We start from the raw sequence: 13,470 nt of genomic DNA on the forward strand, positions 1-13,470 counted from the left end.
GATCAATCATGGCCGGTACCAAGGAAATCCGAACCAAGATCAAGTCGGTGCAGAACACCCGCAAGGTGACCAGCGCCCTCGAGATGGTCTCGGCGAGCAAGATCCGCCGCGCGCAGGACAAGATGCGGGCGTCGCGTCCGTATGCGCGGCTGATGCGCCAGATGATCGGCCACATCGCCAAGGCGAATGGTGATTACAAGCATCCGTTCATGCGCGAGCGCAAGGACGTGAAGCGGGTCGGCTATGTCGTCATCTCGACCGACCGTGGTCTCTGCGGTGGCCTGAACTCGACCCTGTTCCGCAAGTTGCTGGCGGAGATCCGCCAGCACCAGAAGAACGGTGTCGAGGTCGATATCGTCGCGATCGGGCAGAAGGCCGCGACCTTCTTCCGTCGCCTCAAGGTGAACCTGGTCGGCTCGGTCACCCATCTCGGCGAGAGCCCGCAGGTGGCGCAACTGATCGGCGTCATCAAGGTGATGCTCGACGGCTTCACCGAGGGCCGCATCGACCGCGTGTTCCTCTGCTACAACGACTTCGTCAACACCATGGTGCAGAAGGCGACCACCGACCAGTTGCTGCCGTTGCCGCCGTCGGACACGCTCGAAACCAAGCACGACTGGGACTATCTGTACGAACCCGACCCGGCCACCGTGCTCGACAGCGTGCTGACGCGCTACGTCGAGTCATTGGTCTATCAGGGCGCGCTCGAGAACCTGGCTTCGGAACACGCGGCGCGCATGGTCGCGATGAAGTCGGCTTCGGACAACGCGACCAAGCTGATCGGTACGCTGCAGCTCGTCTACAACAAGGCGCGCCAGGCAGCGATCACCCAGGAAATTTCCGAAATCGTCGGCGGCGCCGCCGCGGTCTAAAAGCTGTCTGTAGGAGCGCCACTTGTGGCGCGATGCCACTCGTGGCGCGATACAAGAATTCATTGTGAGGATAGGTCATGAATCAGGGCAAAGTCGTACAGATCATCGGCGCCGTCGTCGACGTCGAATTTCCGCGTTCCGAAGTGCCGAAGATCTATGACGCGCTGAAGATCGCGAACACCGAGATCACACTCGAAGTGCAGCAGCAGCTCGGTGACGGCATCGTGCGCACGATCGCGCTCGGTTCCACCGACGGCCTGAAGCGCGGCCTGATCGCCGACAACACCGGCGAAGCGATCAAGGTGCCGGTTGGCATGAAGACGCTCGGCCGCATCATGGACGTGCTTGGCAACCCGATCGACGAAGCCGGTCCGATCGGCGAGAAGGATCGCTGGGTGATCCATCGCGAGGCGCCGAGTTACGAAGAACAGGCGGCGTCGAACGACCTGCTCGAAACCGGCATCAAGGTCATCGACCTGGTTGCACCGTTCGCGAAGGGCGGCAAGGTCGGCCTGTTCGGCGGCGCCGGCGTCGGCAAGACCGTGAACATGATGGAGTTGATCAACAACATCGCCAAGGCGCACTCGGGTCTCTCGGTGTTCGCTGGCGTGGGTGAGCGCACCCGCGAAGGCAACGATTTCTATCACGAGATGAAAGACTCGAACGTGCTCGACAAGGTCGCGATGGTCTACGGCCAGATGAACGAGCCGCCGGGCAACCGTCTGCGCGTCGCGCTCACCGGCCTGACCATGGCCGAGTACTTCCGCGACGAGAAAGACGCGTCCGGCAAGGGCAAGGACGTGCTGCTGTTCATCGACAACATCTACCGCTACACGCTCGCCGGTACCGAAGTGTCGGCGCTGCTCGGCCGCATGCCCTCCGCCGTCGGTTACCAACCGACGCTGGCCGCCGAAATGGGCGCGCTGCAAGAACGCATCACCTCGACCAAGTCCGGTTCGATCACCTCGATCCAGGCCGTCTACGTGCCCGCCGACGACCTGACCGATCCGTCGCCGGCAACGACCTTCGCGCATCTCGATGCGACCGTCGTGCTGTCGCGTAACATCGCCTCGCTCGGCATCTACCCGGCGGTCGATCCGCTCGACTCGACCTCGCGTCAGCTCGATCCGCTGGTCGTCGGTGTCGAACACTACGACACGGCGCGCAAGGTGCAGTCGACCCTGCAGCGCTACAAGGAACTGAAGGACATCATCGCGATTCTCGGCATGGACGAGCTGTCCGAGGAAGACAAGCAGACCGTGTCGCGCGCTCGCAAGGTCGAGCGTTTCTTCTCGCAGCCGTTCCACGTTGCCGAAGTGTTCACCGGTTCGCCGGGCAAGTACGTGTCGCTCAAGGAAACGATCCGCGGCTTCCGCATGATCGTCGAAGGCGAAGCGGATGCGCTGCCGGAACAGGCGTTTTACATGGTCGGTGGCATCGACGAAGCCTTCGAGAAGGCGCGCAAGATGGGTGCCGCGGTCTAATCACCGCGCATCGGGAGAAAAATCATGTCGACTATCCGTTGCGACATCGTCAGTGCCGAGGAAGAAATCTTCCACGGCACCGTGACCATGGTCATCGCCACCGGCGAGATGGGTGAGCTCGGCATCGCGCCGCGCCACGCGCCGTTGATCACGCGCCTCAAGCCGGGCCAGGTCCGGGTCAAGCTGGAGAACGGCGAGGAGCAGTTCTTTTACGTCTCCGGCGGCATCCTCGAAGTGCAGCCGCAGGTCGTGACCGTGCTCGCCGACACCGCGATCCGCGCCAAGGACCTCGACGAGGCCTCGGCCAAGAAGGCCAAGGACGAAGCCGAAAAGCTGCTCGCGAACCGCAGCGACGCGATGGAAATCGCCGAAGCCCAGGCCCAGCTCGCCCAGGCCGTCGCCCAGCTCCAGGCCCTCGAACGCCTGCGCAAGAACCTCAAGCACTGAGTTCAACAACGTCCCCCACAGGACACGCCAACGCCGACCCGCAAGGTCGGCGTTGGCGTTTGTGGGGCTTGGTATGCTGAGCTCCATCCACGGGAACTCGGGCTCAAGTTGCTCATGGCCAAAGCGACGTTGACCACAGCCCATCTCGAACGTGTGATTGCCGACAAGGCCAAGCAGCGCCTGGCCGCACGTGCGAAGTCCTGGCCCGAGAAGATCGCGACGATTGAACGACTTCGGAACGCTACCCGGATCGCGCGAGCGGGAATGGCGGCGAAGCGGAAGGCCGAGGCCACGCCGCCGCGGTGAGCCGAACGCCAAACCGCAGCGAAGTGCGTGCGCGCTAGAATGCCGGCCTTCATACGAGCCGGGAGCAGGACATGACGGAGGCCCAGAAGATCTACGACTTCTGCGACGAGATGTGGGAGCGCCAGATCATTCCCGAGCTCACCGAGTACATCAAGATTCCGGCGAAGTCCCCGGCCTTCGATGCCGAGTGGGAACACCACGGCTACATGAAAGCCGCGCTCGACCTGATCGAGAACTGGGTGCGCCGCCAGCCGGTGACCGGCATGCAGGTCGAGCGCATCCAGCTGCCCGGGCGCACGCCGCTGTTGTTCATCGAGATTCCGGGCAAGGGCGATGACGTGGTGCTGATGTATGGGCACATGGACAAGCAGCCGGAGATGGTCGGCTGGAATGTCGATCTCGGCGCCTGGAAGCCGCTGCGTGCCGGCGACAAGCTGTATGGCCGTGGTGGTGCCGATGACGGTTATGCAACGTTCGCGTCGCTGACCGCGGTGATGGCGCTGAACGAGCGCGGCATCGACCATGCGCGCGTGGTGATCGTGATCGAGGGCTGCGAGGAATCCGGTTCCTACGACCTGCCGTTCTATATCAACCACCTGGCGGCTCGCATTGGCACGCCGTCGCTGGTGGTCTGCCTCGACTCCGGCGCCGGCAACTACGACCAGATGTGGCTGACCACCAGCCTGCGCGGCCTCGCTGGCGGCACGCTGAATGTGCGCGTGCTCGAAGAGGGCGTGCACTCGGGTGACGCCAGCGGCATCGTGCCGAGTTCGTTCCGGATTCTGAGGAACCTGCTCGACCGCATCGAGGACTCGAGCACCGGTCGCATCAAGGTCGATCTGCTCAACGTCGATATTCCCGCGGATCGTCTGCACGCCGCGAAGGAAGCCGCGAATGTGCTCGGCACCCAGGTCTACGACAAGTTCCCCTGGCCAGCCGGCGAACAGCCGATGAGTTCTGACCTGTCCGAACTGGTGCTCAATCGCACTTGGCGCCCGACGCTGTCGGTCACTGGTGTCGAAGGCATGCCGACGCTGGAGGACGCCGGCAACGTGCTGCGTCCCTACACCGCAGTGAAGCTGTCGGTGCGCCTGCCACCCACGCTCGATCCGGTGCAGGCTTCGGCCAGACTCAAGGAAATTCTCGAACTCAATCCGCCCTACGGCGCCAAGGTCGAGTTCGATGTGGAGAAGGCGTCGCAAGGTTGGGCCGCGCCGAGCCTGGTGCCGTGGCTGGCGGACTCGGTCGACACGGCGTCGAAGAACTGGTTCGGAACCAAGTCGGCGCAGATGGGCGAAGGTGGCACCATCCCGTTCATGGGCATGCTCCAGGACCGCTTCCCGCAGGCGCAGTTCGTAGTTACCGGCCTGCTCGGCCCGAAGTCGAATGCGCATGGCCCGAACGAGTTCCTGCACATTCCGACCGGCAAGAAGCTGACCGCCGCAGTCGCCCGCGTGATCGCCGACCACTACGTCAACCGCGGCACCCCGGCGGGTGCGGCATGAAGCGCGTCGCGCTGTTCGGCCTACTGCTTGTCGGCCTGATGCCGGCGCACGCCGAGCGCCGCATCGCGCTCGACGCCGAGTTGCGTCTGGATGCACGAGCTGCCGACGCGCTGGACGCTGCAGACGCCTTCGGCGACGCGCTGGCGAGCGGCGACCTCGATGCCGCCAAGGCACTGTTGGCGGAGGATGTGGTGGTGCTGGAAGCGGGCGGCGTCGAGGCTTCGCGCGAGCAGTACTTCGCCCATCACGCCGCCGCCGACGTGAAGTTCCTGGCCGAGCGCACGCAGACCATCAAGCGTCGCTTCGCGCGTGGCGATGGGCGCAGCGCCTGGATCGCGACCGAATCGGAAACCCGCCGCGGCAGCGAGCCCGCGCTCGCCAGCACCGAGACCCTGGTGCTGGAGAAGCGCAAGGGCGACTGGAAGATCGTGCACATCCACTGGTCCAGCCGCTAGGCCTGCGACGGCGCGACCGCGTCGTCGCCTGACGCTCAGTTCGGCCTCGGACAAGCCACGACATTGCCGGCGGCATCGGTGCAAGTGCCGGAGTGGCTCACGCCCGTATCCGAGTCGTATTCCGTACTGCCGTTGTAGGCAGCGCCGCTGTTGCTGGTAGCGCTGGTCTGGCGCCGGCCGGAGACACTGCCATCGGCATTGCGCGTGGCGCTGCCGCCCGAAGCCACATTGCCCTGCGCACCACTCGCCGCGAAGCCACCGCTGCGCGTGCCGCTGCCATCGGCATTGCGTTGAAAGGCGCCAGCACGCGCGGCCTGGCCGCCGTTCGCGGTCTGCACTGCGGCAGCACTACCGCCGACGGCATTGCCCTCGGCATCGGTGGCCACGCCGCCAACGCGCGCGGCGCGACCACCATTCGGCCCGGAGACGGCGGCGGCGCTGCCAGCGGTGACACCGCCCTGGGCATTCGGTTTGGCCCCCGCTGCGCGGATTCGACCGCCGGCATCGGCATCGAGGCTGTGGACGAGAAACAGGGTGGCGAGGGTGAGTGCGATCTTGTTCATGAGTGGCTCCGCAAGAGGACGAGCAGGGGGACGGGTGGCTTACTGCGCATCGGCGAGGAAGTCGCCGATCAAGGCGTGCACGCGCTGCACCCGCTCCAGACGCTTCTGCAGCAGCGCGCGCGCCTGCGCCTGCTGTGCGGCATCGAGCGACTCGTAGAAGCCAAGCCGCGCCTGACGCAGGCCATTGGCCTCGATCGCCAGCGCCGCCAGGGTGCGCGAAGTCTCCGCGCTCAGCGCGCGCAGGTCGGCGTCGGGGCGCGCCAGCTCGGTTTGCGCCTGCGCCAGTAGCGCGCCCACTTCGGCATGGGCAGCGTCACGGAATCCCTGCTGGCGCTGCTGCAGATCGGCGAGCGCGACCTGCTGCTCCGCCGACAATCCGGAAATCTGCGCCACATGCTGCGCGCGCCAACCGGCCAGGCGACCACCGATACCCTGCGCGTAGGCAGTACCGGCCAGCACCGCGCACAGCGCGGCGGAAATCCACAGGGATCGACGTTTCATGACGATGCTCCTCAAAAGCCGCCGGTTTGGCGGCGAGGACAGCATCCACGCTTCCCGCCTGCATCGGGTTGCACGAACCGCACGCCGAGTGAGCGGACCTTGCCGGAAGCAGGCGCGGCAATATCCGGTTACGCGGCGCAGACAGCAAGACGGCGCGGGGGTCCGCGCCGTCCGTGAGTCTTGCTGGCGACGCGACCTACCAGACCACTTCCGCCATCGAGCAGTTGAGGCCGGAGCCGATGCCGAGCAGGCCGATGCGCTTGCCCTTCTCCAGGCGGCCCATTTCCTTGAGCTTGCTGAGTGCGATCGGCACCGAGGCGGGGCCGATGTTGCCGAACTCCGGGAACACGCTCAGCACCTTGGTCGGGTCGATGCCGAGCAGTTCGCAGATGGCGCTGGTGTGGACACGGCTGACCTGATGGATGACGAACTCGTCGAGTTCGCCGGTGGCCCAGCCGAGCGCGGCGCGCGCGGCCTGGAAGGTCTTGGCGGCGAGCTTGAGGCCTTCGACCAGCAACGTGCGGGTGTCGGTAACCATGCGGTCGACGTTGCCGCGGCACAGGTGCGAGAAGTTGGTCGCGGCGCGAGTAACGCAGCCGAGGTAGCGGTGCCCATCGGGTGCCAGTTCGGCGCGCGCCAGCACCATCGCGGCGCCGCCGGAGCCGAGCGTGAGCGAGGCGAACTCGTTGCGAAACTGTTCGGCGGTGACGTCTGGCAGCAGCAAGCGCTCGATGGTGCGCTCGGTGATCAGGTTCGCGTTCTCGCCATCGACCACCAGTGCGTAGTCGATTTCGCCGCGCTCGATCATGCGCGCAGCGATGTCCATGCCGTTGAGGAAGGCGAGGCAGGCGTTGCCGACATCGAAGTTCTGGCAGGTGTCGGCGAGCCCGAGGTTGCCGTGAATGATGCTGGCCGTGCTCGGCTCCAGGTAGTCACGGCAGACCGAGGTGTTGACCAGGATGCCGATCTTCTCGTGCGGCACGCCGGACTCGGCGATCGCCTTCTGCGCGGCCATGGTGGCGGCATCGGATGGCATGGTGTCGAGACTGAACATGCGCCGTTCGTAGATCCCGGCCACTTCCTCCAGCAGGTTGTCGCGGATGCCAAGACGGTCCAGCGTTGGCTGCAGCCGCGCCATGATCTCGACCGAGGTCATCCGGATCGGCGCCTCGACATGGGTGACGCTGGCGATGGCGACGTGCTTGTACAGCATGAGGAATCCACGATCACGAAAATGGACGCGCAGGCTAGCGGCTTTGGCTGGAGGCGGCAAACCCGGGGAAGCGCGCGCGACCACCACCACTCCCGGAGAGACAGTTGATGAAGACCGCGCCGCTGGAACCTGTCGCTGCGCCAACCGCGCCGCCCAGGCCCTGCGCCTCGCGACCAGCACGACTTCGAAGCGCGCCATCGCGAACGCACCGTCCCCACCTCGCCCACCGCGCCAGACAGTTCGGCATGCGCTCATCCCAGACCCGGAACCCGCATGAAAAACCGAACCGCAAGATCAGCTACTGGGGATGTGCCTCTTGAGAGGCCGCTGCTCGCGAGCAGGGCCCGGACACCTATACCTGACGACCTGCTTGCCCGGACCGCTAGTTCGGTCGACGAGCATTCCACCGTGCGCGGAGATTGTGAACTTGGCGGTAGCCAACCAAGTGTGGCCCTCTCCAGACAGCTCAGCAATCAAAGCAATTTCTCGTCCGCGAACCACAACGGCCAAGATCGGGCCCTCACTCTCCCAGTAAACGATGCGCCGAGAGCCTATGTGAAGCCTCAGGTCATCGGAGTCAGATCCGCAGGATGAATTGCTTCCCGCCCAAGTCCCGATAAAACGATCCGGAACCATTGGCTCCGCCTCGCCGGCGGTCAATGAAAGCGGAGTCACAAGCAGTGCAATGGCAATGATGTACTGCAATCAACACCTCAGCTGCCTAACGCCGCGTCAAGCAGCCGCCGCGCGACGGCGTGCGGATGATACGCGCGACCTCCTCGGCGGTCGGCTTGAGTGATTATGCCGCGTCACTGCATGGCCCGGTACATGATGATTGCAAGGACCGCTAACGCAAACGCCCCTATCCACCGCGGATGAAACGAAATGGTCGTCCCGTCAGATGCGGGAATATTGCCCCGCTCCAGGCAGGAAATGATGTCAGTGATCATCGCCTCTTGGGCGACCCTGTACTCGGGCTCTTTGACGCGAATGTCCGCGTCGTGCAGGTAGTGCCATAGTTGGGCTGGCAGCGCCACGCTAGGACCGCGGGAAAGCCAAGACGCGAAGGCTTGCGATTGCCGATACCAAAGATCCAGCCCTGCTTCTGTGGCGGGTGATGACGCCTGCAGTTGCCGCAGCCTTTCGGCGATTTCGGCGAGGTGTTCGACTCTTTCCATCTAGCGGCCTAGCGAAGCTGTAGAAGAACCAGCCCCGATCTTGCGCGCATGACTTGCGGCGAGCAAGGAGTCGGCAATGGCGCGTTACACGTTTGGCTCGTGAGCCCGCGGTTGTTGCCGGTGGATCTTGTGGCACAGCTGGTGCCGGGGACGTTCGCGCATGGGCTGCATCATCGGGTCGAGCTGCTAGAGCTGTCGGCCATCAATGCGCACGGCAAGGCACTCGAATCGCCGTGGCTGCAGCGCGCCGCATTCATCGCGTTCTGACACCACCGTGCGCCGGTGCGGGTGATGGAGGCTTGCGGTTCGGCGCTTCACTGCGGGTGGGGCGGTGCGCGCCGGGTCATCCGGTGATCCCGATTCCGGCGCAGTGCGTTCGGTCGCATGTGCGGCGGAGCGAGACCGATGCGGCCGATGGCCTGGCGATGATCGAGGCCGCACGAGGGATCGGGCTGAGGCTGGTGCCGATGAAGACCGAACCGCAGCGGCGTTGCAGTTGCTGCAGTGTGTGGAGCGCCCGGCTTTGACGGCTCAAGCCGCTTGCGCCAAGCTCCGGCGGCCGAAAACAGCCGGGAGCAATGATGGCGATCCGCAGTCTGAGTGGTCTCGACGCCGGATTCCTGTACATCGAAACGCCGGAAGCACCGATGCATGTCGGGGCGCTGGCGTTGTTCGCGCAGCCCGAATTGCTGCAGGGCTCGCTGATCGAGCATGTGCGCACGCATCTTGCTGCGCGCCTGCACCTGTCCGGCGTGCTGAACCAGCGGCTGGCGCTGATGCCCTTCGATCTTGGCCACCCGATCTGGGTGAATGCCGAGGACATCGACCTCGAACACCACGTCCGCCACCAGCGGCTGGCGCGGCCGGGCTCGCTGGCGGCGCTGCAGAAGCTGGTCGCGAAGCTGCATGCCGAACCGCTCGATCGGGCGCGGCCGCTGTGGCAGTTCTGGGTGATCGAGGGCCTGCGCGATGGCGGCTTCGCGCTGTACACCAAGGTGCACCACGCGGCGCTGGATGGCGCCGCCGGCGTCGCGCTGGCGCATGCCCTGCTCGACCTCGGGCCGGTGGCGCGCGCGGTGCCGCCGCCTTCGGACAAGGAACCGAAGACGCCGCCCGGCGTGCGCCGCAAGCTCGGCATGCTGTTCACCAACACGCTCAGCCAGTACGCCAAGCTCGCACGGGCGCTGCCGGACATCGCCCAGATCGCGGCCAGCGGCGCCGGCAAGTTGCGCGGCGCGCTCAAGGCACCGGTGCAACTGGTCGACCGCTGGCTAGCGCCACGCACACGCTTCAACGTCGCGATCGACGCCAGCCGCAGCATCGGCACCTGGTCGGTGCCGCTGCCCGAGTTCAAGTCGGTCGCCGCGATGTGCGACGCCTCGCTCAATGATCTGCTGCTGGCACTGTGCTCGGGTGCGTTGCGCCGCTACCTGAAGCAGCACGGCGAATTGCCCAAGGCCTCGCTGATCGCGGCGATCCCGGTGTCGCTGCGCGAGAGCGGCGACGCCAGCGCCAACAATCAGGTGACCATGTTGCCCTGCGCGCTCGGCACCCAGCACGCGCGCGTGGCCGACCGACTCGCTGCGGTGCGCGCCGGCATGGCCGATCTGAAGCAGGCGACCAGCACCTACCAATCGCTGATCCCGACCGACTACCCGTCGCTGGGAGCGCCGTGGATCGTCTCCGGCTTGGCCCAGCTGTATGCGAAGTCGAAGCTGGCCGAGCGCGTGCCGCTGCCGGTGAACCTGGTGCTCTCGAACGTCCCGGGCTCACCGGTGACGCTGTACCTGGGCGGCGCGCGCATGCTCGCCTACCACCCGCTCTCGGCGATCACTCATGGTCTGGCCCTGAACATCACCGTGCAGAGCTACGAGCGAGCACTCGACTTCGGCCTGGTCGCCTGCGCGCGCGCGGTGCCCGATCTCGATGCGCTGATCGACGCGCTCGCCGCTGAATACGATGAACTGAAGGCCCTTGCCGCCGCGCGCCTGGCCCCCAAGCCGGTACGCAGGCGCAAGCCGCCCGCACGCGCCCGGAGCAAGGCATGAGCAAGACCCGCGTCGATCCCGATTCCGCCGTCCGCCCCGGCCTGCTCAAGCTGGCGATGGAAGTGCGCGCGCCCTACGAGCTCGCGGCCGGGCTCGCCAACCTGCTGCTGACGCAGCACCTGCCGCGCGGCGAGCGGCATCCGGTGCTGGTGTTTCCGGGCCTGGTGGCGTCCGACCGCAGCACGCTGCTGCTGCGCAGCCTACTGTGGCGGCTCGGCTATTCGCCCTACGGCTGGGAACAGGGCTTCAACTTCGGTCCGCGCCACGGCGTCGTCGCCGGCTGCCGCGCGCGCGTCGAGGAAATCTTCACCGAGCACGAAACGCGGCTGACGCTGATCGGCTGGAGCCTCGGCGGCGTCTACGCGCGCGAAATCGCCAAGCTCGTACCCGAATGCGTGCGCCAGGTGATCACGCTGGGTTCGCCGTTCAAGGGCGACCCGCGCGCGAACAACGCCTACGCCGTGTTCCGGATGCTCTCCGGCCATCGCGTCGATGCCAACATGATCGCCCGCATCGGCGAGAAGCCGCCGGTGCCGACGACCTCGATCTACAGCCGCAGCGACGGCGTGGTGCCGTGGCAGGCGTCGCACCAGGAAGCGCAGCCGCAAGCAGAGAACATCGTGGTCAAGGCCAGCCACCTCGGCCTCGGCTTCAATCCGATGACGCTGTATGCGATCGCCGACCGGCTCGCGCAACGCGAAGGCGAGTGGCGCCCGTTCGAGCGCCGCGGGCTCAAGCGCCTGCTCTATGCGGATGCGTTCGCGCTATGAGGCGCGCCTTGCTCGCGCTGCTGCTCGGCGCCTTCACCCTGCCGGCTGCGGCCGTCACCGAAATCACCGACGTGCTCGCCAGTGGCGCACACATCCGCGTGGCAGTGCCCGATGGCTGGCGCGCCGGCGACACCTTGCTGCTCTATCAGCACGGCTTCAGCATGGATGCCGACGACAACCCCGACCTCGGCCCGTTGCGCGACCTGCAGCTCGCGCAAGGTTATGCGCTCGCGGCCAGCGGTTACGCGCAATCGGGATGGGCGTTGTTCACCGCAGCGCAGGATAACCGCGACCTGATCGACTACGTCAACGCCCGCTTCGGCGCACCCGGCCAGCTGATCACGATGGGCGGATCGATGGGTGGGCTGATTTCGCTGAAGCTGGCCGAGTCGCCCGGCTTCGAGCGCACCGTCGGCGTCTATTCGCTGTGCGCGCCGGCGGCCGGCACTCGCACCTGGGACGGCGGCTTCGACCTGCGCCTGGCCTATGACGCCATCTGCGAAGGGGTCGGTGGCGGCGAACTGCTCGACGGCGACGCTCCGTTCGAATGGGCGATGAACCTCGACGACATTCCCGCGAGCATGGGCGACTTGAGTGGTGCGCGCGAAGTGCAGCAGACCATCGCGCGCATCCACCAGTGCACCGGCGTGACCTTGCCGAGCTGGCTGCGCTCGTCGTCGCAACGCGAGCGGCTGGATCGGCTGATGCAGTTCGGCGCCTTCACCAACGAAGACTTCCTGCTCTACAACCTCGCTTACGCGACCTTCGCGCTCGGCGACCTGGTGCGCGCGCCGGACAAGCTCGCCGGCCGCAACCCGTTCAGCAGCGACGGCGTCGACTACGGCAGCGACCTGGTCAACGCGCGCGTGCCGCGCATTCGCGCCGACGCGCTCGCGCAATTCGATTTCACCCGTGCCTCCTCGCTCAACGGTCGCCTGCCGGCGAACACGCGCGTCGTCGCCATCCACACCAGCGGCGACGAGCTGGTGCGACTGGCGCACCAGCAGCGGGTACGCGAGCTCTACGGCACGCGCGCGCTGTCGGTGCCGGTACAGGAAGGCATCGGCTCGCACTGTGGTTTCAACGCCGCCGAGATCAGTTCCGGCTGGGAACGCTTGCGCGCATGGATCGCACAGCCGCAGGCCACAGCGGATGCCGGCGCGCTGGTCGACGCCTGCAGCGCCGCGATGGCACAGGGCCAGGCCGGACCCTGCCGCTTCGCGCCCACGCTCGCGGTCGGCGAGATCGGCACCACCATGCGCGAGCGCGACGACACCGCAAGCGCGCTCGCCGACAGCGCAAGCGCGCGCATCACTGGCAGCTGGTACGACCCGGCGCGCTCCGGCGAAGGCGTGTTGATCGAGCGCTTCTCCCCGACACTGGCGAGCGTGGTCTGGTTCACCTACGCGCCGGCGGGCGAGCCGCCGGGGCTGATCTGGTTCGGTGGTCTCGGCGAGATCGATGGCAACGGCATCCATGTCGGCCAGGCGCTGCGCATGCGCGGCGCACGCTTTGGCGACGCCTTCGTCAGCGCCGACGTGCAACGCGAGCCCTGGGGCACGCTCGATCTCGCGTTCGATGGCTTCGACGTCCAGAACCACGCGGCCCGCGCGCACCTGCGCTACGCCGGTCCGGCCGCTTTCGGCAGCGGCGAGCGCGTGCTCGAACGGCTGCAAGCGGTGGGGCCAGATGGCAGCTCGCGCACGCCAGACCGCGTCGACAATCCGCGTGACTGGCAATACAGCGGCACCTGGTATGACCCGACGCGCAGCGGCGAGGGCTGGTTCCTGCTGCAGAGCGGCGCCCCGCTGGAGCGCCTGACCAGCATCGCCTGGTTCAGCTACGACCTCGATGGCAGCGCGCTGTGGTTGACCGGCGCGGCATTCGAGTCCGGCGGCCACGTCGCGATCGACCTGTATCGCACCGCCGGCACCCGCTTCGGCAACGACTTCGACGCCAGCGCGGTCACCACCACCCTGTTCGGCCGCCTCAGCCTCGACTTCCACGGCTGCGACCGGGCCACCCTGCAATTCACCGCCGTCGATCCGCGCTACGGCGCCTTCGCGCGCGAACTGGTGCGACTCACCCGACCCGACGCCAACGCCGCGGATTGCGCCGCACCTTAGGC

14 protein-coding genes are annotated in these 13,470 nt (G+C 66.5%); 10 read left to right on the forward strand and 4 right to left on the reverse strand.

Annotation, left to right across the window (positions count from 1 at the left end; all coding sequences use genetic code 11):
- Positions 1–8: 8 nt before the first annotated feature.
- The 6 genes from atpG to IPG63_03515 all read left to right on the forward strand — a co-directional run bounded on the left by atpG (position 9) and on the right by IPG63_03515 (position 5,069).
- Entirely contained in the window at positions 9–872 is an 864-nt protein-coding gene (gene atpG / locus IPG63_03490; GenBank protein ID MBK6726314.1) for a F0F1 ATP synthase subunit gamma, read from the forward strand.
- Positions 873–949: 77 nt separating this feature from the next.
- Positions 950–2,356 (forward strand): F0F1 ATP synthase subunit beta, encoded by a 1,407-nt coding sequence (gene atpD, locus IPG63_03495; GenBank protein MBK6726315.1) that lies wholly within the window; start codon positions 950–952, stop codon positions 2,354–2,356.
- A 24-nt stretch (positions 2,357–2,380) separates the two neighbouring features.
- Positions 2,381–2,803 carry a F0F1 ATP synthase subunit epsilon gene (locus IPG63_03500; protein ID MBK6726316.1) on the forward strand — a complete coding sequence of 141 codons (423 nt, stop codon included), beginning with the start codon at positions 2,381–2,383 and terminating at the stop codon, positions 2,801–2,803.
- A gap of 114 nt (positions 2,804–2,917) precedes the next feature.
- Complete coding sequence (locus IPG63_03505) at positions 2,918–3,109, forward strand: hypothetical protein (protein MBK6726317.1); 192 nt, start codon at positions 2,918–2,920, stop codon at positions 3,107–3,109.
- 71 nt (positions 3,110–3,180) lie between these two features.
- Complete coding sequence (locus IPG63_03510; GenBank protein ID MBK6726318.1) at positions 3,181–4,614, forward strand: M20 family metallopeptidase; 1,434 nt, start codon at positions 3,181–3,183, stop codon at positions 4,612–4,614.
- The gene (locus IPG63_03515) at positions 4,611–5,069 is read left to right on the forward strand and encodes a nuclear transport factor 2 family protein (protein MBK6726319.1); all 459 of its coding nucleotides are present in this window, start codon (positions 4,611–4,613) and stop codon (positions 5,067–5,069) included. The genes IPG63_03510 and IPG63_03515 overlap by 4 nt, the downstream gene beginning before the upstream one ends.
- 35 nt (positions 5,070–5,104) lie before the next feature.
- Here IPG63_03515 and IPG63_03520 read toward each other — a convergent pair whose 3' ends face one another.
- From IPG63_03520 to IPG63_03535, 4 genes are all read right to left on the reverse strand, one after another.
- On the reverse strand, positions 5,105–5,632 hold the full coding sequence (locus IPG63_03520; GenBank protein ID MBK6726320.1) for a hypothetical protein: 528 nt from the start codon (positions 5,630–5,632) through the stop codon (positions 5,105–5,107).
- Between the two features lie 39 nt (positions 5,633–5,671).
- A complete protein-coding gene (locus IPG63_03525) occupies positions 5,672–6,133 on the reverse strand; it encodes a hypothetical protein (GenBank protein MBK6726321.1) in 462 nt (153 codons plus the stop codon).
- Positions 6,134–6,329: 196 nt separating this feature from the next.
- A complete protein-coding gene (locus tag IPG63_03530; GenBank protein ID MBK6726322.1) occupies positions 6,330–7,346 on the reverse strand; it encodes a 3-oxoacyl-ACP synthase III in 1,017 nt (338 codons plus the stop codon).
- Positions 7,347–8,155: 809 nt separating this feature from the next.
- Positions 8,156–8,524, reverse strand: a complete 369-nt coding sequence (locus IPG63_03535) for a hypothetical protein (GenBank protein ID MBK6726323.1) — start codon at positions 8,522–8,524, stop codon at positions 8,156–8,158.
- Between the two features lie 99 nt (positions 8,525–8,623).
- On the opposite strand from IPG63_03535, the gene IPG63_03540 reads away from it, so the two are divergent.
- The 4 genes from IPG63_03540 (at position 8,624) to IPG63_03555 (ending at position 13,468) form a co-directional block, all read left to right on the forward strand.
- A complete protein-coding gene (locus IPG63_03540; protein ID MBK6726324.1) occupies positions 8,624–8,791 on the forward strand; it encodes a hypothetical protein in 168 nt (55 codons plus the stop codon).
- Between the two features lie 314 nt (positions 8,792–9,105).
- Positions 9,106–10,572, forward strand: coding sequence for a wax ester/triacylglycerol synthase family O-acyltransferase (locus IPG63_03545; protein MBK6726325.1), 1,467 nt, complete (start codon positions 9,106–9,108; stop codon positions 10,570–10,572).
- 56 nt (positions 10,573–10,628) lie between these two features.
- Positions 10,629–11,342, forward strand: a complete 714-nt coding sequence (locus tag IPG63_03550; GenBank protein MBK6726326.1) for an alpha/beta hydrolase — start codon at positions 10,629–10,631, stop codon at positions 11,340–11,342.
- Positions 11,339–13,468, forward strand: a complete 2,130-nt coding sequence (locus IPG63_03555; protein ID MBK6726327.1) for a hypothetical protein — start codon at positions 11,339–11,341, stop codon at positions 13,466–13,468. Before IPG63_03550 ends, IPG63_03555 begins: the two co-directional genes overlap by 4 nt.
- Positions 13,469–13,470: the final 2 nt, after the last annotated feature.

This window comes from Lysobacterales bacterium, from assembly GCA_016703225.1.
GTDB lineage: Bacteria > Pseudomonadota > Gammaproteobacteria > Xanthomonadales > Ahniellaceae > JADKHK01.

What these genes read in the sequence shown, in the direction of transcription:
- atpG (MBK6726314.1), top strand. Translation starts at nt 9, where the DNA reads ATGGCCGGTACCAAGGAAATCCGAACCAAGATCAAGTCGGTGCAGAAC.
- atpD (MBK6726315.1), top strand. Translation starts at nt 950, where the DNA reads ATGAATCAGGGCAAAGTCGTACAGATCATCGGCGCCGTCGTCGACGTC.
- IPG63_03500 (MBK6726316.1), top strand. Translation starts at nt 2,381, where the DNA reads ATGTCGACTATCCGTTGCGACATCGTCAGTGCCGAGGAAGAAATCTTC.
- IPG63_03505 (MBK6726317.1), top strand. Translation starts at nt 2,918, where the DNA reads ATGGCCAAAGCGACGTTGACCACAGCCCATCTCGAACGTGTGATTGCC.
- IPG63_03510 (MBK6726318.1), top strand. Translation starts at nt 3,181, where the DNA reads ATGACGGAGGCCCAGAAGATCTACGACTTCTGCGACGAGATGTGGGAG.
- IPG63_03515 (MBK6726319.1), top strand. Translation starts at nt 4,611, where the DNA reads ATGAAGCGCGTCGCGCTGTTCGGCCTACTGCTTGTCGGCCTGATGCCG.
- IPG63_03520 (MBK6726320.1), bottom strand. Translation starts at nt 5,632, where the DNA reads ATGAACAAGATCGCACTCACCCTCGCCACCCTGTTTCTCGTCCACAGC.
- IPG63_03525 (MBK6726321.1), bottom strand. Translation starts at nt 6,133, where the DNA reads ATGAAACGTCGATCCCTGTGGATTTCCGCCGCGCTGTGCGCGGTGCTG.
- IPG63_03530 (MBK6726322.1), bottom strand. Translation starts at nt 7,346, where the DNA reads ATGCTGTACAAGCACGTCGCCATCGCCAGCGTCACCCATGTCGAGGCG.
- IPG63_03535 (MBK6726323.1), bottom strand. Translation starts at nt 8,524, where the DNA reads ATGGAAAGAGTCGAACACCTCGCCGAAATCGCCGAAAGGCTGCGGCAA.
- IPG63_03545 (MBK6726325.1), top strand. Translation starts at nt 9,106, where the DNA reads ATGGCGATCCGCAGTCTGAGTGGTCTCGACGCCGGATTCCTGTACATC.
- IPG63_03550 (MBK6726326.1), top strand. Translation starts at nt 10,629, where the DNA reads ATGGAAGTGCGCGCGCCCTACGAGCTCGCGGCCGGGCTCGCCAACCTG.
- IPG63_03555 (MBK6726327.1), top strand. Translation starts at nt 11,339, where the DNA reads ATGAGGCGCGCCTTGCTCGCGCTGCTGCTCGGCGCCTTCACCCTGCCG.